This is a genomic window from Streptomyces sp. P1-3 (assembly GCF_050613155.1).
GTDB lineage: Bacteria > Actinomycetota > Actinomycetes > Streptomycetales > Streptomycetaceae > Streptomyces.
In genome coordinates, this window is the sequence record NZ_CP192512.1 from 3,347,501 (window position 1) to 3,365,866 (window position 18,366).

General features: G+C 73.3%; 14 protein-coding genes. 7 read left to right on the forward strand and 7 right to left on the reverse strand.

Going from position 1 to position 18,366, the window contains the following annotated elements; all coding sequences use genetic code 11:
• Positions 1 to 596 precede the first annotated feature (596 nt).
• Complete coding sequence (gene trpS / locus ACQUSR_RS14095; RefSeq protein ID WP_431042909.1) at positions 597 to 1,664, forward strand: tryptophan--tRNA ligase; 1,068 nt, start codon at positions 597 to 599, stop codon at positions 1,662 to 1,664.
• A gap of 190 nt (positions 1,665 to 1,854) precedes the next feature.
• Here trpS and ACQUSR_RS14100 read toward each other — a convergent pair whose 3' ends face one another.
• The gene (locus ACQUSR_RS14100) at positions 1,855 to 2,844 is read right to left on the reverse strand and encodes a GlxA family transcriptional regulator (protein WP_431042910.1); all 990 of its coding nucleotides are present in this window, start codon (positions 2,842 to 2,844) and stop codon (positions 1,855 to 1,857) included.
• Between the two features lie 99 nt (positions 2,845 to 2,943).
• Here ACQUSR_RS14100 and ACQUSR_RS14105 point away from each other — a divergent pair, with 99 nt between their 5' ends.
• Positions 2,944 to 3,534, forward strand: coding sequence for a cysteine hydrolase family protein (locus ACQUSR_RS14105; RefSeq protein ID WP_431042911.1), 591 nt, complete (start codon positions 2,944 to 2,946; stop codon positions 3,532 to 3,534).
• 264 nt (positions 3,535 to 3,798) lie between these two features.
• Here the strand turns inward: ACQUSR_RS14105 and proC are convergent, their stop codons facing one another.
• Positions 3,799 to 4,608 (reverse strand): pyrroline-5-carboxylate reductase, encoded by an 810-nt coding sequence (gene proC / locus ACQUSR_RS14110; RefSeq protein ID WP_431042912.1) that lies wholly within the window; start codon positions 4,606 to 4,608, stop codon positions 3,799 to 3,801.
• Between the two features lie 432 nt (positions 4,609 to 5,040).
• Between proC and ACQUSR_RS14115 the strand changes: the two genes are divergently transcribed.
• The 3 genes from ACQUSR_RS14115 to ACQUSR_RS14125 all read left to right on the forward strand — a co-directional run bounded on the left by ACQUSR_RS14115 (position 5,041) and on the right by ACQUSR_RS14125 (position 9,790).
• Positions 5,041 to 5,433 carry a hypothetical protein gene (locus ACQUSR_RS14115; protein ID WP_431042913.1) on the forward strand — a complete coding sequence of 131 codons (393 nt, stop codon included), beginning with the start codon at positions 5,041 to 5,043 and terminating at the stop codon, positions 5,431 to 5,433.
• 320 nt (positions 5,434 to 5,753) lie between these two features.
• The gene (locus tag ACQUSR_RS14120) at positions 5,754 to 7,289 is read left to right on the forward strand and encodes a SulP family inorganic anion transporter (RefSeq protein ID WP_431042914.1); all 1,536 of its coding nucleotides are present in this window, start codon (positions 5,754 to 5,756) and stop codon (positions 7,287 to 7,289) included.
• Between the two features lie 266 nt (positions 7,290 to 7,555).
• Positions 7,556 to 9,790, forward strand: a complete 2,235-nt coding sequence (locus tag ACQUSR_RS14125) for a protein kinase domain-containing protein (RefSeq protein ID WP_431042915.1) — start codon at positions 7,556 to 7,558, stop codon at positions 9,788 to 9,790.
• A gap of 48 nt (positions 9,791 to 9,838) precedes the next feature.
• Here ACQUSR_RS14125 and ACQUSR_RS14130 read toward each other — a convergent pair whose 3' ends face one another.
• The gene (locus ACQUSR_RS14130) at positions 9,839 to 10,180 is read right to left on the reverse strand and encodes an SH3 domain-containing protein (RefSeq protein WP_431042916.1); all 342 of its coding nucleotides are present in this window, start codon (positions 10,178 to 10,180) and stop codon (positions 9,839 to 9,841) included.
• Between the two features lie 141 nt (positions 10,181 to 10,321).
• On the opposite strand from ACQUSR_RS14130, the gene ACQUSR_RS14135 reads away from it, so the two are divergent.
• Positions 10,322 to 12,682, forward strand: coding sequence for a protein kinase domain-containing protein (locus ACQUSR_RS14135; protein ID WP_431042917.1), 2,361 nt, complete (start codon positions 10,322 to 10,324; stop codon positions 12,680 to 12,682).
• A 91-nt stretch (positions 12,683 to 12,773) separates the two neighbouring features.
• The gene (locus ACQUSR_RS14140; protein ID WP_431042918.1) at positions 12,774 to 13,619 is read left to right on the forward strand and encodes a hypothetical protein; all 846 of its coding nucleotides are present in this window, start codon (positions 12,774 to 12,776) and stop codon (positions 13,617 to 13,619) included.
• A gap of 51 nt (positions 13,620 to 13,670) precedes the next feature.
• On the opposite strand, the gene ilvD is transcribed toward ACQUSR_RS14140, so the two are convergent.
• The 4 genes from ilvD to ACQUSR_RS14160 all read right to left on the reverse strand — a co-directional run bounded on the left by ilvD (position 13,671) and on the right by ACQUSR_RS14160 (position 18,316).
• Positions 13,671 to 15,521, reverse strand: a complete 1,851-nt coding sequence (ilvD, locus tag ACQUSR_RS14145) for a dihydroxy-acid dehydratase (protein WP_431042919.1) — start codon at positions 15,519 to 15,521, stop codon at positions 13,671 to 13,673.
• Between the two features lie 136 nt (positions 15,522 to 15,657).
• Entirely contained in the window at positions 15,658 to 16,353 is a 696-nt protein-coding gene (locus ACQUSR_RS14150) for a TetR family transcriptional regulator (RefSeq protein ID WP_431042920.1), read from the reverse strand.
• Complete coding sequence (locus ACQUSR_RS14155) at positions 16,350 to 17,174, reverse strand: sugar phosphate isomerase/epimerase family protein (protein WP_431042921.1); 825 nt, start codon at positions 17,172 to 17,174, stop codon at positions 16,350 to 16,352. The genes ACQUSR_RS14150 and ACQUSR_RS14155 overlap by 4 nt, the downstream gene beginning before the upstream one ends.
• A 209-nt stretch (positions 17,175 to 17,383) precedes the next feature.
• The gene (locus ACQUSR_RS14160; protein WP_431042922.1) at positions 17,384 to 18,316 is read right to left on the reverse strand and encodes a Ppx/GppA family phosphatase; all 933 of its coding nucleotides are present in this window, start codon (positions 18,314 to 18,316) and stop codon (positions 17,384 to 17,386) included.
• Positions 18,317 to 18,366: the final 50 nt, after the last annotated feature.

An 18,366-nucleotide genomic window follows, 5' to 3' on the forward strand; every position in this document is an offset into this window, starting at 1 on the left:
TTGCGTTTCCAACCTTACCAGATCCGTTTCGCGTTTCCGCTCTTCGTTTCCGGCCCCCTGTTGGAGCTGGGCGGCCTTCCCGCTTTCGCTTTCCGGCCTTTCCGACTCTATCAGATCCTTTTCCGTTCCGTTCCCGGCCCGAATTCGTTTCCGATTCCCCGTCGGAGGGGGTTGCGCCTTCCGGCGTGTTCACTACTTTAGCGGTTTTCCCTGGCGACTCATAATCGAGTCATTCGGTCCGAATTTCGGCATGCCGAAATCGATCCCGATCAGGGGCCGTGCAGTAATGGTTTGCCGCCGGTCGCGGCGCGAGTGGCTGCCACCTCGTCCTCGCGGACTCCGTGACAACTCGGAGAACACTACATGACATGCCGACCGGCTTCAAACCTGTGGCGGCGAGGTTCTCGCGCGCGTAGGGTCGGGCGCATGACGAAGCATGCGCAGATCCAGCTGTGGTGGGCCGCCTGACGGCGGCCGACCCCATGACGCGCATGCGATGACACGGCCGCCGCTCCGGCGGCCGTTCGCGTTTCTCCCTCCTTCGCAGCCGGCCGGCCGGAGCTCGGCTCCGAGACCGAAGGGAACGGGAGACTGCGATGGCAGGGACGACGGGGAGCACGGCGACACCGGCTGCGGCGACAGCGACGGCCACGGCGACACGGAAGCGGATCTTCAGTGGGCTCAAGCCCAGCGGGCATCTGACGCTGGGCAACTACCTGGGGGCCGTGCGGCGCTGGGTCGAGGAGGATCAGCACCGTGCCGACGCGCTGTTCTGCGTCGTCGATCTGCACGCGCTGACCGTGGAGCACGACCCCGCCCGGGTGCGGCGACTCACCCGGCAGGCCGCGACGCTGCTGCTGGCCGCCGGACTGGATCCGCAGCGCTGCACCGTCTTCGTCCAGAGCCATGTCGATGAGCACGCGCGTCTGTCGTATCTGATGGAGTGCACGGCCTCGGACGGCGAGATGCGGCGGATGATCCAGTACAAGGAGAAGGTCGCTCGGGAGGCGGCGCGGGGGCGCAGTGTCCGGCTGTCCCTGCTCACCTATCCCGCGCTGATGGCGGCGGACATCCTCGCCCACGGGACGGACGAGGTGCCGGTCGGGGACGACCAGGTCCAGCATGTCGAGCTGACGCGGGATCTCGCGGTGCGGTTCAACGAGCGGTACGGGCCGGTGTTCACCGTTCCCCGTGCGACGTATCCACAGGTGGCCGCCCGGGTGATGGATCTGCGCGACCCCGCGTCGAAGATGGGCAAGTCGCATGACGAGACCAGCGGGATCGTCTATCTGCTGGACGAGGCGGACGTGGTCCGCAAGAAGGTGATGCGGGCCGTGACGGACAGCGGTGGCACGGGCGAGGTCGGGTACGACCGCGAGGCGCAGCCGGGGATCGCGAACCTGCTGGACGTGCTCGCCGCGTGCACCGGCGGGAAGCCGCAGGTGCTGGCCGAGGAGTACACCTCGTACGGGGCGTTGAAGAAGGACACCGCCGAGGCCGTGGTGGAAACGCTCCGGCCGCTGCGTGCGCGGCACGCCGAGCTGTGCGCCGACCCGGGGTATGTGGACGGGGTGCTGCGTGCCGGTGCCGAGCGGGCGCGCGGGCTGGCGCGACCGCGGGTCGACGCCGCGTATGCGGCGGTGGGGCTCCTTCCACCGGTGTGACCGCCGGCCCACCGGTGTGACTGCCGGCGCCGAATCGGAGCCGTGCCCGGGGGCGGTGCGCCCCCGGGCGGGACCAGCCGTTTCGTGCGCGAGTGTGGCCGTGCGCGAGTGCGGGCCGGTGGGCCGGTGGGCTGGTTGTGCCCACCGGCCCCAGCACGACCGCTGGGTGGTCACCAGCCCTTCGGAACGACTACCCGCAACCGGCGTTGAACGCGGCGCGGTAGTCGCGCGGGCTGGTGGCGAGGCGGGCGGCGAAGTGCTGCCGCATGGTGACCTCGCTGCCGAATCCCGCGCGGCGGGCGATCTCGGGGATGGCGAGGTCGGTGCGTTCGAGGAGTTTCTGCGCGGCGGCCAGGCGCTGTTCCAGGAGCCAGCGCAGCGGGGTGGTGCCGGTGCTCGCGGAGAAGTGGCGGGCGAAGGTGCGGGGGGACATGCCCGCCCAGCGGGCGAGGTCGGCGACCGTGAGCGGTTCGTGGAGATGGCGCAGGGCCTTCTCGCGTACCGATGCGAGGGCGTCGGCGTCCCGGTCGGCGGACGGGGTCGGCCGCTCGATGAACTGGGCCTGGCCGCCGGTGCGGAAGGGCGCGGTGACCATGGAGCGGGCGATGGCCGCGGCGGTCTCGGCGCCGTGCGCCGTACGGACCAGGTGCAGGCAGAGGTCGATGCCGGCGGCCGTACCCGCGGCGGTCCACACGCCGCCGTCCTCGATGAACAGGGCGTCCGGTTCGACTCTGACCCGGGGATGGTGTGCGCGCAGCAGGTCCACCAGGCGCCAGTGGGTGATGGCGCGGCGGCCGTCGAGGAGGCCCGCCTGGGCGAGGGTGAACGCGCCGCCGCACAGGGCTGCCACGGGAGTGCCCGCCGCGTGGGCCCGGCGCAGGGCGTGCAGGACGGGGGCGGGCGCGGGCGTGAGGTGATCGTCCAGGCCGGGGACGACCACGAGGTCGGCCCGGTCCAGCCAGTCGAGGCCGCGATCTGGGGTGAGGGTGAGCCCGCCGCGCATGGCGACGGGCGCGGGGTCGGCGGCGCAGCGGCGGAGTTCGAAGGGCGGGACGCCGCGGTCGGTGCGGTCGACACCCCAGACCTCGGTGATGACGGAGACGTCGAAGGCGCGGATGCCGGGGATGGCCACGAGGGCGATGCGCCGGCGCCGCGGGGTGTCGTCGGAGGTGTCGTGCATGGGGCTCATCCTGCCTGTCAGTGCGCGTGGCAGGAATTCATCGATCCTCGGCATGCCCGCCACTGTGCCGGGGCGCCGGCCGACAGCAGGATCATGGGCATGGAGATTTCACAGAGCGCGGCGCTGGTTGTGGTCGACGTACAGAAGGGCTTCGACGAGGAGTCGTTCTGGGGGCGGCGGAACAACCCGGCGGCCGAGGAGAACATCACCGCGCTGATCGACGCGTGGCAGGCGACGGGCCGCCCGGTGGCCTTCGTACGGCACGACTCGCCGAAGCCCGGGTCGCCGCTGCGGCCCGGCCAGGCGGGCAACGACTTCAAGGACGCGGTGGAGCAGCGGCGGGGCAAGGGCGGCGGGCCGGAGGTGCTCGTCACCAAGACGGTGAACTCGGCGTTCTACGGGACGCCGGACCTGCGGGAATGGCTCGACGCGGTGGGGGCGCGGCAGTTCGTGGTGGTGGGCATACAGACGAACATGTGCGCCGAGACGACGGCGCGGATGGGCGGCAACCTGGGGTACGAGGTGTACTTCCCGCTGGACGCGACGCACACGTTCGACCTGGTGGGGCCGTTCGGGTGGCGGCAGACGGCGGAGGAGCTGGCCCGGGCGACGGCGGTGTCGCTGCACGGGGGCGGCTTCGCGCGGGTGGTGACCACGAGGGAGCTGGTGGCGGCGGCCGCCGTCCGGTAGCCCTTCCCGCCCGCCCCCCCCTGTCGCCGGGCACGCCCGGCCTGCCCGGCCTGCCCGGGGGCAGCGTGTCCGGTGGGTGTCTCCCCTGTCCCGCCCCTTCCCGTATCAGGGGGCTTCGCCCCCTGGCCCCGTGGTCCGGGGCGGTGAGGCCCCCACACCCGCAGGGCGTGGCCTTGCCCGCCCCCCCGCCGCGCGGGGCGGGGCGGGCACGCGAGGTGCCGGGGCCGCCAGGGCCGCCGGGGACGAACCACTCGCCGCCGGGGGCTACGCGTGGCCGGAGGCCAGTTCCTGGCTGCGGTCTCGGGCGGCCTCGAGGGCCGCGATCAGTGCGGCCCGCACCCCGTGGCGCTCCAGTTCGCGGATGGCGCTGATCGTCGTGCCCGCCGGGGACGTCACCGCCTCGCGCAGTTTCACCGGGTGTTCACCGCTGTCCCGCAGCATCACGGCCGCGCCGATCGCGGCCTGGACGATCAGGTCGTGGGCCTTGTCGCGCGGCAGGCCGAGCAGGATGCCCGCGTCCGTCATCGCCTCGACGAGGAAGTAGAAGTAGGCCGGGCCGGAGCCGGAGAGCGCGGTCGCCGCGTCCTGCTGGGACTCCGGGACGCGGAGCGTCTTGCCGACCCCGCCGAAGATCTCCTCCGTATGCGCGAGGTGCTCCTCCGTGGCATGGCTGCCCGCCGAGATGACCGACATCGCCTCGTCCACCAGCGCGGGCGTGTTGGTCATCACCCGTACGACCGGGGTGCCCGGGGCCAGCCGCTCCTCGAAGAACGTGGTGGGTACGCCGGCGGCACCGGAGATGACGAGCCGTTCGGCCGGCACGTGCGGGCCGAGTTCGTCGAGCAGGGCGGTCATGTCCTGGGGCTTGACGGTGAGGATGAGCGTGTCGGCGGCCTTGGCCGCGTCGGCGTTGGAGACGGCCTCGACGCCGTAGCGCGCGTGCAGTTCGGCGGCGCGCTCGGGCCGGCGGGCGGTGACCAGCAGGTCGGCCGGGTCCCAGCCGCCGCGGATCATTCCGCTGAGCAGCGCCTCGCCGATCTTTCCCGTGCCCAGCACGGCGACCTTCTGCGTCATGGTGCGTTCACCTCATCCGGGGCGGTACGTCGCGCTCGCGTCGGCCGCGCGGCGCCTGTTCATCCTCCCATCAGGCGGCAGGGCGGGGCCGGTGCGTCCACGTATCGGTACGGGGCCGCGTAGCGGGCCGTACCGATCGGATGAGTTCCGCGGTACGAATCGGAATGAGTTCTCGCGAAAACGCGCTCACCATGAGGTTAGTGACTCTCCCGCGGCTCGGCGCGCCGAGCGCCTGCCCGCGGGCGGTTGCGCGCGAGCGGCACGGCGCACCAAAAGGGGAATCAGCCGCTCCGGCGTCCGCCGGAGCATTCGGAGCTGATCGTTCCCGTCTCCTGCCTCCATGTTCACGAGTTGGTTACGCCCCGACTTGCACTTCGCCATCACCCTCTGGACAAAATGGAGTTCGGTGTCGAGACGTCGGAGGGGGCGACCATGACGACCATCCAGCGGACCGGCCGTGCGCTGGCCGCCGCCGTCGTCGCCCTGTTCGCCGCCTTCCTCGCCGTCGAATGTCTTGCCGCGCCGCCCACCCGGGCCGCCGGGGAGGCCTCGGCCGCCGAGGCCGCCACGTACGGCTCGCATCGGGTGGTTCAGGACGCCTGGGGCCAGCGCGGCGAGGACACGGACTGCGAGGGTCGCCGCACCGGGCGGGCCCCGGTCACCGTTCCGGCCCCGTCCGGCAAGGCCGGATGCGCCTCCGGGTGGGATACGGCCGCCGCGGAGACCCCGGCCGGGAGCGTCGTCCCGCGGACGCCGCGGCAGACCACCGTCCCGGTGTCGAGATCGGGCGAACTGGCGGTCGCGCTCCAGACATTCCGCTGCTGACAGGGACACACGCCGCGTACGCCGCGCCCTGCCGCACGCACGCTCACGTGCGCCGCGCCTGCCGCGCCCCCGAGTACGCCGTGTGCGCTTCGCACCGCGCGGGTACTTCGCGCCCCTCGTGCGCCCCGCACCTCACGTGCGGCTTCGCCATCTGAGCGGTCCCGCACACCCCGCGCCCTTCGCGCTCTCAGCGCACGTTCCGCCGTCCCTTCGGGCCACACCCCCACACTTCCGGAACATCACCTTCCGTAGTCCACTCTTCACGCAGCGACGCACCGCGCCCCACGCACCCGGGGCCCGGCGCTCTGGAGGCAACCCTCATGCTGAATTTCTTCGACCGTTTCCGCACGGCCGGTGGCTCGCCCCACAGGTCCGGCGGCGCCGCATCCGATGACGGTGCCGCGCCCCTCCGGGCCGCGACCTTCCGCGCCGACTTCACCGCGTCCCTCGTCGTCTTCCTCGTCGCCGTACCGCTGTGCGTCGGCGTCGCCGTGGCCAGTGGCGTACCCGCCGAGCTCGGCCTGATCACCGGCATCGTGGGCGGGCTGCTCACCGGCCTGATGCCGGGCAGCAGTCTCCAGGTCAGCGGGCCGGCCGCCGGGCTGACCGTGCTCGTCTACGAAGCCGTGGAGGAGTACGGGCTCGGGGCGCTCGGCGTCCTCGTCCTGGCGGCCGGGGTGCTGCAGCTGGCCATGGGGCTGCTGCGGCTGGGCCGCTGGTTCCGGGCGATCTCCGTGGCCGTCGTCCAGGGGATGCTGGCGGGCATCGGCCTGGTGCTGATCGCGGGCCAGCTGTACGCGCTCGCCGACGCCAAGGCGCCCAGCAGCGGGCTCGACAAGCTCGGCGAGCTCCCCAAGCTGGTGATGGACGCCGCCGGGTCCGGGGACGCGCTGCGGGCCGTGGCCGTGGGCGCCGGAACGGTGGCGGTCCTGGCGCTGTGGCCGCGGTGGCGGCGCGCCGCACGGGTGCTGCCCGCCCCGCTGGCGGCCGTCGCGCTCGCCACGGCGGCGGTGGCCGTGCTGGACCTGCCGGTCGCCCGGGTTGAGGTACAGGGCCTCCTGGACGCCGTGCAGCCGCCCGGCGGCGGCGACCTGGCGCGGCTCGGCGAGGTCGGCGTGCTGGGGACCGTCCTGGCCTTCACGCTCATCGCCTCCGCGGAGAGCCTGTTCAGCGCGGCGGCGGTGGACCGGCTGCACGACGGGCCGCGTACGGACTACGACAAGGAGCTGATCGCGCAGGGCGCGGGCAACGCGGTGTGCGGGGTCCTCGGGGCGCTGCCGATGACCGCCGTGATCGTACGGAGCGCCGCGAACGTCCAGGCGGGCGCCAGGACCAAGGTGTCGCGGGTGCTGCACGGGGGCTGGCTGCTGGTCTTCGCGGTGCTGTTCCCGGCGGCGCTCGGCGTGATCCCGGTGTGCGCGCTGGCGGGTGTGCTGGTGCACGCGGGCTGGAAGCTGATCCCGGTGCGGGAGCTGGTGCCGCTGTGGCGCGGGCACCGGGGCGAGGCGGTGGTGCTGGTCGTGACCGCGGGGGCGATCGTGGTGACGAACATGTTCGAGGGCGTGCTGATCGGACTGCTGATGGCGGTGGCCAAGTCGGCGTGGGAGACCTCCCACGTGCACGTGGAGGTCACTGGACTGGAGGACGACGGTCCGGTGAGGGTCCGGGTGCTGGGGAACGCGACGTTCCTGCGGCTGCCGAAGCTGCTGGACGACCTGGAGGCGCTGCCGCGCGACCGCGCGGTGGAGCTGGACCTGCACGGTCTGCGGCATGTGGACCACGCGTGCGGGATGGCGCTGGCGAGCTGGGCGGAGCGGCACAACGCGGTGGTCGATCCGGCGCGCATGGTGGTCTGAACCGGTCCGGGAGCCCGCCGCGCCAGGACCGGCGCGGCGGGGCCCGGTCCCGCCCGCCCCGGCGGCTCCGGCCGCCCGCCGGCTCCGGCGCCGCGGCGGCCCCCGTCCCGGATCCGCGGGGCGGAGGAGGCGATCCCACCGTCACCTGGGGGCTACTCGCGGGTCACCGGACCAGCAGGCCATCCGCCTCAGGTGCCCCTTACGCTTGGCATTCGCTGAGTATTGCGTCAAGGGCCGAGGAGGACGGGACGCGGGAAGGGGTGGCCGTGCCGCTGAGTGCGGGAGATCCGGAGGTCATCGGTACATACCGGCTGCTGGACCGGCTCGGCTCCGGCGGGATGGGCGTGGTGTATCTGGCGCGCTCGTCCTCCGGCCGGCAGGTCGCGGTGAAGGTCGTCCATGCCCAGTTCACGGCCGACGAGGAGTTCCGTACCCGGTTCCGGCAGGAGGTGGCGGCCGCCCGGCGGGTCAGCGGTGCGTTCACCGCGCCCGTGGTCGACGCCGACCCGGACGCCGAGCGGCCGTGGATGGCGACCCTGTACGTGTCCGGGCCCACCCTCGCGGAGCGGCTGACCGAGAGCGGGCCGCTGGACTCGGCGGAGCTGCGGCGGCTGGCGCTGGGGCTGGCCGAGGCGCTGCACGACATCCACCGGGTGGGCGTGGTGCACCGCGACCTGAAGCCGGCGAACGTCCTGATGGCGGAGGACGGCCCGCGCGTCATCGACTTCGGCATCTCCCGGGCCGGTGACAACCAGGCGCTGACCATGACCGGCCGGGTGATGGGCACCCCGCCGTTCATGTCGCCCGAGCAGCTGAGCCGGCCCCGGGACGTGACCGCGGCCTCCGACGTCTTCTCGCTGGGCGCGCTGCTGGTGTACGCGGCGAGTGGGCGCGGCCCCTTCGACGCGGACAGTCCGTACATGACCGCGTACCAGGTGGTGCACGAGCCGCCCGCGCTGGAGACGCTGGCGGAGCCGCTGCGCATGATCGTGGCGGAGTGCCTGGCCAAGGACCCGGCCGCGCGGCCGAAGCTCCCCGACCTGATGCGGCGGCTGCGCGATCTGCCCGAGAAGGGCACGCCGCGCGTCGAGGGCGCCGCGCCGGCCGCCGTACCCAAGGTGAGGGACTACGAGCCGACGACCGCGGGGAAGCGGCGGCGGCGGACCCTGCTGGCGGCGGGCGCCGCGGCCCTGTGCCTCGGGGTGGGCGGCTCGGCCATCGCCTACTACGCCTCCGGCAACGACGGCGTCCGGACCAGCGAAAGCCCGTCGGCCACGGCGCGCGACATGACCATGCCCAAGGGGTGGCGGTCCTGGCAGCTGCCGCTGCCGAAGGCGGCGGGCGCGACGCCCACCTCCTGGAACGCCAGCGATCTGAGTCCCGGGTGCACGGCGGAGCGCACCACGCTGTACTGCGGCGGGATCGAGTTGCCGACGCTGCGCGTCAACGGGCTCAACGGGCATGTCGACTGGCGGGCCAAGGACATGGTCATGACCAATCCGCGCGACGACGAAGATCCCCCGATGGTCAGCAGCGCTCCGTTCGGCGTCCGTGGCGGCCTGGTCTACGCGCACGACGCCCCGGCCGACTCGTACCACCGGGTGGTGGCGCTGCACAAGGACTCCGGCAAGGTGGCATGGTCGCGCAACGTGACCACCTCGGACGGCTCCCGGTTGGTCGGCGACCTGGTGATCTCCGTTAATCCGACGGACTCCGCGCTGGTCGCGCGGAACGCCGAGACCGGGGAGACCGTGTGGACCAGCCCGGTGCGCAAGGGACACATGTGCGAGCTGGTGCCCGCAGCGACCGCGGGCGTGCCCTACGCCCACTGCTACGAGACGGACAGCGAGGACACCTCCAGCGCCCTCGTGCGGCTCGACAAGCAGGACGGGGACCAGCACCAGGTCGTGCGCCTGAGCGAGGACGAGCAACCGCCCCTGGGGTCGCACGACGGGGACCTGCTGGTACTGCCGGCCGTCGAGAACGACCTGGAGCGCAACCGCAAGCTGATACGGATCGACCCGAGCACCGGCAGCCGACGCGAGATCAAACTGCCCGAGCACACGATCGGTACGGCGACGCTCGTCGGCGACCGCCTGTTCTTCGTGCAGCCCAGCGGCCGCGTCACCCTGGTCGACCCGGGCACGGGAGAAGAGGTGTGGAGCACGCCGACCCCCGTGGAGCAGCTGGGCCCCCCGGTGGTCTCCAAGGACTCGCGGACGGTGTTCCTGGGCACGGCGAGCGGCCGGGTGCTGGCGCTGGACGTGCGGACGGGCGACCAGCTCTGGCAGAGCCCCGCGCTGAGCGCGTCCACCGGCAGCGGGTACGGGCCGCCGCCGGTGGCGCTCACGCGGAACGCGGTCGTCGGGCTGACGAGCACGGGGACGGCCTTCACGGTCGACCCGCGGAACCCGGACGTGGAGCCTTCGCCGGCGCTGACGACGCCCGCGGCCAGGCCGTCCAAGTCCAAGCCCGGATCCGGGTCGACGCCCCGGCGGTGACGGCCCGGCGGTAACGCCCCGGCGGTGACGGCCCGTTCGCCGTGACCGTCAGCCGCAGCGCACGGCCACGAAGCCGTCGCTGCCGGTCTGCACGTACGCGTCCGAGACGTACTGGCCGGGCGCGATGTTGTCCCAGATGTCGGTCGTGCCGCACGGGCCGCTGACCTTCTCCCCGCGGGTCTGGCAGCGGATCGGCACCCGCACGTTGTACGCCAGGACCTTGATCAGCGGGCTGGTCGTGCTCGGACCCCGGCGGACGTTGACCCGGTAGCCGGCGGCGACCGGATACGTCACGGCCTGCGCGGCGGTCGTGCCGACCGTGCCGTCCGCCCCCTCGGCGGCTTCTTCGGCTTCTTCTCTGGCTCCTATGGCGATGTCTTCCGTGGCCATGCGGCCCCTCCCCCGTCGATCCTCATGGATATCCCGCCATGTACGGGACATACGCAGGCTAGCAAGCCACTCCGGGCTCGCACGTGTCATCGACTAGGCTCCGTGCGTCGCGAGTGCGGCCGAATTCACGGGGGTGGGGGAATGCCGCCGCTGCGCAACGCGGGAACGGGACCGGAAGCGGAAGATCCGGAGTACGCCGGGCAGTACCGGCTCGAAGCACGCCTCGGCTCTGGCGGCATGGGCGTCGTCCATCTGGCCCGCTCCGACTCGGGGCTGCGCCTCGCGGTGAAGGTCGTGCACGCGGATCACGCCGTGGATCCGGAGTTCCGGGCCCGGTTCCGGCAGGAGGTGGCCGCGGCCCGACGCGTCAGCGGGGCCTTCACCGCGCCCGTGGTGGACGCCGACCCGGACGGTGCCCGGCCCTGGATGGCGACCCTGTACATCCCCGGCCCCACCCTGGCCGAACACGTCAAGCGGAACGGCCCGTTGGAGCCGGACGAGGTGCTTCAGCTGGCGGCCGGGCTCGCGGAGGCGCTCCGCGACATCCACCGCGCCGGCGTGGTGCACCGCGATCTCAAGCCGAGCAACGTGCTGTTGGCCGCGGACGGGCCGAAGGTCATCGACTTCGGCATCTCGCGACCGGCCGACAGCGATCTGCGGACGGAGACCGGGAAGCTGATCGGCACCCCGCCGTTCATGGCGCCCGAGCAGTTCCAGCGGCCGCGTCAGGTGGGGCCCGCGGCCGATGTGTTCGCGCTGGGCTCGGTGCTGGTGCACGCCGCGACGGGCAGCGGCCCGTTCGACTCGGAGAGTCCGTACATCGTGGCGTACCAGGTCGTCCACGACGAGGCGGATCTGGCGGGGGTGCCGGACGAGCTCGTGCCGCTGATCCGCCGCTGCCTGGCCAAGGATCCCGCCGTGCGCCCCACCCCCGACGCGCTGATGGCGGCGCTGCGCGCGGTGCGCGGCCCGTACGCGCCCGCACCGCGCGGACCGGCTCCGCGGGTGCCGACGCAGCGGGGCGCGGAGCGGCGGGGCCGGGGGGCGGCGGCCTCGGGCGCGGGCGACGGCGAACTCGGCGGGTACGTCCACGCGTTGGACGACGCGGGGGACGGAGCTGGCGGCCCCGGCCTCGGAGCACGGGTGGTGGACTGGCCCGAGGCGGGCGCGGGGACCGCGGACGACGGCGCGGCCCCGCCTCCGGCGCGGCGCGTCGGGAGCGGGCGCCGCGGGCGGCGGGGCGTGCGGACCTGGGTGGTGGCGGCGCTGGTCCTCGCGGTGGTGCTCGGCGCGGGCACCGTCTGGACGCTGCGCGGACTCGACTCCGTCCACCGGTCCGGCCGTCACCAGAAGCCGCACCAGGCGGCGGGCGCGGCGGCGCGGCCCTGGCACACCGGCCTCGGCGCGCCGGACGAGGCGACGGGCGGCGGCACGGGCACGGCGGACGGGGCGGCCGGGTCGGGCTCGCGGGCGGCGTACTGCGGGTATGGGCGCGGCGCGCTGTACTGCACCGGCGCCGGTGTCCAGGCCGCGCGGCTGAACCCGGTCGACGGCGAGGTCGTCTGGTCCCGGCCGGCCGCGGACGGGGGCCGTGCCGGTGGCACCGGCGGCGGCGCCCCGCTGCCGCCCGCGCTCTCCGGCGGCCTGGTGCAGGTGCTCTCGCCGGACGGCACCCGGTTGCGGGGGCTCGATCCGGTGACCCATGTGACGCGCTGGAGCCGGGACGTGTCGGCGTACGGCGGGCGGATCTACCGCGCGGGCGACACCGTGCTGGCGGTGTCCGCGGACGGTACGGTCACGGCGATCGACGCGGCCACGAACGGGCGGCGCTGGCGGCACGGCGTCGAAGGGCATGCCCTGCCCGGGTTCCACACGGACGCCGCCGGCCGCACCGCGTACGCCTTCACCGTGGCCGGGGACGGCTCGCGGACCCTGGTCACGGCGCTCGACCCGGTGCACGGCACGACCCGCTGGAAGCGGGAGCTCGACGGGAACCTCACCCCGGTGGGCGGGGACGGCGAGGTGCTCCACCTGGTCTCGACCGACACCCGGACCCGGACCGACGCGATCGTGAGCTACGACCCCGAGACCCGTACCGCGCGGCGGGTGCCGCTGGAGGCACCGGTGGTCGCCGCGAGTGTCGCCGCGAGCGGCGGCAGGGTCTATGTGCTGTGCGACGACGGCGGCCTGCTGGCGGTCGACACCCGCCGCGCGGGCTCCGAGTCGGCCCAGCGCTGGCGGCTGGAGACCTCGGTGGGCAACGCGTCGCCGCTGGTGGCGGCCGAGGACCGGCTGTACTTCTCGGCGGCGGACGGGCGGCTGCTGGCGGTGGACGCGGTGGAGGGCGAACTGCTGGGCCAGACCCCGCCCCGTCCGGGGCCGCCGGGCCAGGGCTTCGCGGGCACGCTGCCGGCGCCGGTCGCGGCGGACGGCAGGGTGTTCGGCTCGGCCCCGGACGGCACGGTGTTCAGCGTGGACGAGCGGGCCCCGTCCCGCTGGTGACGGGGTATCGGCGAGCCGCCGGGCGAAGGTGAGTACCCGTCTGAGTACGAACACTCAGGGCGGCGCCGGGCGGGGCCAGAAGGCTGGGCCCATGACGACGCCACCCCCCGCCGGCCCGCCACCGCATCCGCCCAGCTCCGGGTATCCGCAGCCGCCGTACCCTCAGGACTCCGGGTATCCGCAGCCGTACCCGCAGAACTCTGGGTATCCGCAGAACTCTGGGTATCCGGCGGGCACCGGGTATCCGCAGCCGTACCCACCCGGCACCGGACATCCGCAGCCGTATCCGCCGGGCAGCGGACATCCGTATCCGCTCCCGCCCGCCCCCGGGGGGCCGCGGAACCGCCGGGCCGTGGTGGCCGGTGTCGTCGCGTTGGTCCTCGTGCTGATCGGCGGCGCCCTCACCGCGTGGTGGCTGACCCGCGACGAGGACGATCCCGCGCCGGCGAGTCGGCCGCAGGTGAAGGAGAGTTCCACGCCGGCGGACCGGCCGCGGGTGAAGGACGAGAAGGCCGGGATCTCCTACCCGATACCCGAGGGCTGGAAGCGCGACAAGGGCGACCTGATCGATGCCTTCACCACGGCGATCGGCAAGAAGGGCTCCAATGGCGAGGGCGGCTCGGTCATGGCCGGCCGGACCGGGGGCATACCGCAGTCCAGACTGCGCTATGAGACGGAGCGCGCGGCCTCGTCGAACGCGGAGTTCTTCTGCCCGGACGGCAAGACGACGCCCCAGGAGACCAAGGCGACGACGGTCAGCGACCGGCCCGCGCACACGGCGGTGCTCAAGGTGACCCACGCCGACTGCGGCACCCTCTATCTCCGCATGACCGTCGTCTCAGTGGACGACAGCCGCTCGGCCTTCCTCCTCGGCCTTTCGCCGCAACAGGGGCGGCAGGAGATCGACGCGGTGCTGGCGGACGCATCCCTGCTGTAACAACCCCGGCTGCGACGGCCCCAGCCGTGACGGCTGGGGCCGATACAGGTGTCAGCCGAGCTTGCTCACGTCCCGCACCGCGCCCTTGTCCGCGCTGGTCGCCATCGCCGCGTACGCCCGCAGCGCCGCCGACACCTTCCGCTCGCGGTTCTTGGGGGCGTACACGCCGCCCAGCGCCTCGCGGCGGGCGGCCAGGGTGGCGTCGTCGACCAGCAGCTCGATCGAGCGGCCCGGGATGTCGATCCGGATGCGGTCGCCGTCCTCGACGAGCGCGATCGTGCCGCCGGAGGCGGCCTCGGGGGAGGCATGGCCGATCGACAGGCCCGACGTGCCGCCGGAGAAGCGGCCGTCGGTCACCAGCGCGCACGCCTTGCCCAGGCCGCGGCCCTTGAGGAACGACGTCGGGTAGAGCATCTCCTGCATGCCGGGGCCGCCGCGCGGGCCCTCGTAGCGGATGACGACGACGTCGCCTTCCTTGACGACCTTGGAGAGGATCTTGTCGACCGCCTCATCCTGGGACTCGCAGACGACGGCCGGGCCCTCGAACGTCCAGATCGACTCGTCGACACCGGCGGTCTTCACCACGCTGCCGTCCTCGGCGATGTTGCCCCTGAGCACCGCCAGGCCGCCGTCCTTGGAGTAGGCGTGCTCGACGGAGCGGATGCAGCCGCCCTCGGCGTCCACGTCCAGGGACTCCCAGCGCTCGGACTGCGAGAAGGCGGTGGCGGAGCGGACGCAGCCGGGGGCGGCGTGCCACAGCTCGACGGCCTCGGCGGACGGCGAACCGCCGCGCACGTCCCAGGTCTTGAGCCAGTCCGCGAGCGAGGCGGAGTGGACGGTGTGCACGTCCTCGTTGAGCAGTCCGCCGCGGTAGAGCTCGCCGAGGATCGCCGGGATGCCGCCGGCGCGGTGCACGTCCTCCATGTAGTACGTGCCGCCGGGGGCCACGTTCGGCGCGACCTTCGCCAGGCACGGCACCCGGCGCGAGACCTCGTCGATGTCGGTGAGGTCGTATCCGAGCTCGGCCTCCTGGGCGGCGGCGAGCAGGTGCAGGATCGTGTTGGTGGAGCCGCCCATCGCGATGTCGAGCGCCATGGCGTTCTCGAAGGCGGCGCGGGTGGCGATGTTGCGCGGCAGGACGGTCTCGTCGCCGTCCTCGTAGTACCGCTTGGTGATCTCCACGACCGTGCGGCCGGCGTTCTCGTACAGCGCGCGGCGGGCGGTGTGCGTGGCGAGCACGGAGCCGTTGCCCGGCAGGGAGAGGCCGATGGCCTCGGTGAGGCAGTTCATCGAGTTGGCGGTGAACATGCCGGAACACGACCCGCAGGTCGGGCAGGCGTTCTCCTCGATACGCAGGACGTCCTCGTCGGAGACGTTCTCGTTGACCGCGTCGACGATCGCGTTGATCAGGTCGAGCTTGCGGACCGTGCCGTCCACGAGCGTGGCCTGGCCGGCCTCCATCGGGCCGCCGGAGACGAAGACCACCGGGATGTTCAGCCGCATGGCGGCCATCAGCATGCCCGGCGTGATCTTGTCGCAGTTGGAGATGCAGATCAGCGCGTCGGCGCAGTGCGCCTCGACCATGTACTCGACGGAGTCGGCGATCAGGTCGCGGGACGGGAGGCTGTAGAGCATGCCGCCGTGGCCCATGGCGATGCCGTCGTCCACCGCGATGGTGTTGAACTCGCGCGGCACCGCGCCCGCGGCGCGGATCGCGTCGGAGACGATCCGGCCGACCGGCGCCAGGTGGGTGTGTCCGGGCACGAACTCGGTGAAGGAGTTGGCCACCGCGACGATCGGCTTGCCGATGTCCTCGCTCGCTACGCCCGACGCCCGCATAAGGGCGCGGGCGCCCGCCATGTTGCGGCCATGGGTGACGGTGCGGGACCTCAGCTCGGGCACAGTGCTCCACTCCCTCGTGTGTACGGCTCTTGCCTACTGCGAAGCGTACGCCGCCCATCCAAGATCTGGACGGGAAGTCCGGATTACGGACGACGCGGCCGCGGCCACGCCGTTCGTGATCATGCCTCGCCGGCGGTCATTTCTCCGTCAGATACCGCTGGATCGTCGGACCGACCATCGCCACGATCTCATCGATCTCCGCCGACGCGATGGGTTCCATCTTGATCACGTACCGCAGCATGGCGATCCCGAGCAGCTGACCGGAGGCCAGCTGCGCCCGGAACTTCGGATCCGGGATGTCGTTCAGGTCGCTCAGCTCGCCCGCCATCCGCTCCAGGAGCCGGCGCTCGATCATCTTGCGCAGCACGGCGGCGGCGGTCTCGTTGGTCAGCGCCGAGCGCAGGACGGCCAGCATGGGCGCCCTGGTGGCCGGGCTCTCCCAGATCCCGAACATGGCGCGGGCGATCCGCTCCCCCACCGCCTCCCGGCTGCCCTCGGCCACCACATCCGGCACGGACATCGCGGGCGCGAAGCTCAGCTCGATGGCGGCGGCGAAGACCTGCTCCTTGGTGCCGAAGTAGTGGTGCACGAGCGCCGGGTCCACGCCCGCCGCCTTGGCGATGCCGCGCACCGACGCCTTGTCGTAGCCGCGCTCGGCGAACTCGGTCCTGGCGGCGTCCAGGATCCGGTCGCGTGCGGCCGGCCCGTCGGCGGCGGTGGTACGGGCCGGGCGGCCGCGGCGGCGCGGGGCGGGACCGCTGCCCGCGGGACCGCTGACGGGACCGCTCGCGGAGCCGGTCACGGAGCCGGTCGCGCGGTCGTCGGACGTCATGAGCGCGGAACCCTGGTCGGCGAGGCGAGGTGCAGCCGGGTGAAGGCCAGCGCCTCCGCCAGGTCCGCCTCGCGCTCCGCGCCGGACATCGCGCGGCGGGTGTTGACCTCGACGACCACATGGCCGTCGAAGCCGGTCGCGGCCAGCCGCTCCAGGACCTCGGCGCACGGCTGGGTGCCGCGCCCCGGCACCAGGTGCTCGTCCTTGTTGGAGCCGCCGCCGTCCGCCAGATGGACATGGCCCAGCCGGTCGCCCATCCGGTCGATCATCTGGAGGGCGTCGGTGCGGGCGGTGGCGGTGTGCGACAGGTCGATCGTGAAGTGCCGGTAGTCGTCGCTGGTGACGTCCCAGTCGGGGGCGTACGCGAGCATCTCGCGGTCGCGGTACCGCCACGGGTACATGTTCTCGACCGCGAACCGCACATCGGTCTCGTCGCTCATCCGCCAGATGCCCCGGACGAAGTCGCGGGCGTAGCCGCGCTGCCAGCGGAACGGCGGGTGGACGACCACGGTGCTCGCGCCGAGCTTCTCGGCCGCCGCCTTCGCCCGCTGGAGCTTCACCCACGGGTCGGTGGACCACACGCGCTGCGTGATCAGCAGGCAGGGCGCGTGCACGGCGAGGATCGGCACGTGGTGGTAGTCGGAGAGCCGGCGCAGTGACTCGATGTCCTGGCTGACGGGATCCGTCCAGACCATCACCTCGATCCCGTCGTAGCCCAGGCGGGCGGCGATCTCGAAGGCCGTCGCCGTCGACCCGGGATAGACCGAGGCCGTGGACAGGGCGACCTTCGCATCCGGGATGCGCACCACTGGCTCTGTCACGAGGGACAGCGTACGGCCGCCCGGCGAGCCGGAGGGAGACGGCCGCCCGTCAAGAGGCCCGCGGTGGGTCGACACGCCGGAGCAGGGTCAGGGCCTGGGGACGCGGCCGGGGCGCCGGCACCCGGGCCAGGGCCCGCCCGGCACCCGGACCAGGGCCCGGGACCCGCCGCACCAGGGCCCGGGGCCCGGTCGAGGCGCCCCGTGCCCGATCAGGGCGTCGGGAGATGGTCGAGGCGGCGCAGGATCACGCCCTCGCGGAGCGCCCAGGGGCAGACCTCCAGCTCCTCCACCCCGAACAGGTCCATCGCGCCCTCGGCGACCAGCGCCCCGGCCACCAGCTGTCCCGCGCGGCCCTCCGACACGCCGGGCAGGTCCGCGCGCTGGAGCGTCGGCATGACGGCCAGCTTCGGCACCCACTCCTCCATGGTCCGCAAGGACAGCTTGCGGGTGATGTAGGGGCCGTCGGCGGAGCGCGCGGCGCCCGCGATCCGGGCCAGCTGCTTGAAGGTCTTGGAGGTGCCGACCACGTGGTCGGGCGCGCCGAGCCGGTTGAAGTCGCCGACGATCCGGGCGATCTGGGCGCGGACGTGCCGCCGCAGCGCGCGGACGTCGGTCGGCTCGGGCGGGTCGCCGGGCAGCCAGCCGGCGGTCAGCCGGCCCGCGCCCAGCGGCAGGGAGACGGCCAGGTCGGGCTCCTCGTCCAGCCCGTACGCGATCTCCAGCGAGCCGCCGCCGATGTCGAGGACCAGCAGGCGCCCGGCCGACCAGCCGAGCCAGCGGCGGGCGGCGAGGAAGGTGAGCCGCGCCTCCTCCTCGCCGCTGAGCACGGTCAGCGAGACACCGGTCTCCTCGGCGACACGCGCCAGCACCTGGTCCGCGTTGGTCGCCTCGCGGACGGCGGAGGTCGCGAACGGCAGCACGTCCTCCACGCCCTTGTCCTCGGCCGCCACCAGCGCGTCCTTGATCACCGAGATCAGCCGCTCCACGCCGGCGGGCCCGATGGCCCCGTCCGCGTCGAGCAGCTCCGCCAGCCGCAGCTGCGCCTTGTGCGAGTGGGCGGGCAGGGGACGCGCGCCCGGGTGCGCGTCGACCACGAGCAGGTGGACGGTGTTCGAACCCACGTCGAGGACTCCGAGTCTCATGCCTGCACGCTACTGCGCCCGCTGACCGGTCATGCACGGGTCCCCGCCCG

Bases quoted from the DNA above. Each gene is read 5' to 3' on its own strand.
- trpS (WP_431042909.1), top strand. From the start codon at position 597: ATGGCAGGGACGACGGGGAGCACGGCGACACCGGCTGCGGCGACAGCG.
- ACQUSR_RS14100 (WP_431042910.1), bottom strand. From the start codon at position 2,844: ATGCACGACACCTCCGACGACACCCCGCGGCGCCGGCGCATCGCCCTC.
- ACQUSR_RS14105 (WP_431042911.1), top strand. From the start codon at position 2,944: ATGGAGATTTCACAGAGCGCGGCGCTGGTTGTGGTCGACGTACAGAAG.
- proC (WP_431042912.1), bottom strand. From the start codon at position 4,608: ATGACGCAGAAGGTCGCCGTGCTGGGCACGGGAAAGATCGGCGAGGCG.
- ACQUSR_RS14115 (WP_431042913.1), top strand. From the start codon at position 5,041: ATGACGACCATCCAGCGGACCGGCCGTGCGCTGGCCGCCGCCGTCGTC.
- ACQUSR_RS14120 (WP_431042914.1), top strand. From the start codon at position 5,754: ATGCTGAATTTCTTCGACCGTTTCCGCACGGCCGGTGGCTCGCCCCAC.
- ACQUSR_RS14130 (WP_431042916.1), bottom strand. From the start codon at position 10,180: ATGGCCACGGAAGACATCGCCATAGGAGCCAGAGAAGAAGCCGAAGAA.
- ACQUSR_RS14135 (WP_431042917.1), top strand. From the start codon at position 10,322: ATGCCGCCGCTGCGCAACGCGGGAACGGGACCGGAAGCGGAAGATCCG.
- ACQUSR_RS14140 (WP_431042918.1), top strand. From the start codon at position 12,774: ATGACGACGCCACCCCCCGCCGGCCCGCCACCGCATCCGCCCAGCTCC.
- ACQUSR_RS14150 (WP_431042920.1), bottom strand. From the start codon at position 16,353: ATGACGTCCGACGACCGCGCGACCGGCTCCGTGACCGGCTCCGCGAGC.
- ACQUSR_RS14160 (WP_431042922.1), bottom strand. From the start codon at position 18,316: ATGAGACTCGGAGTCCTCGACGTGGGTTCGAACACCGTCCACCTGCTC.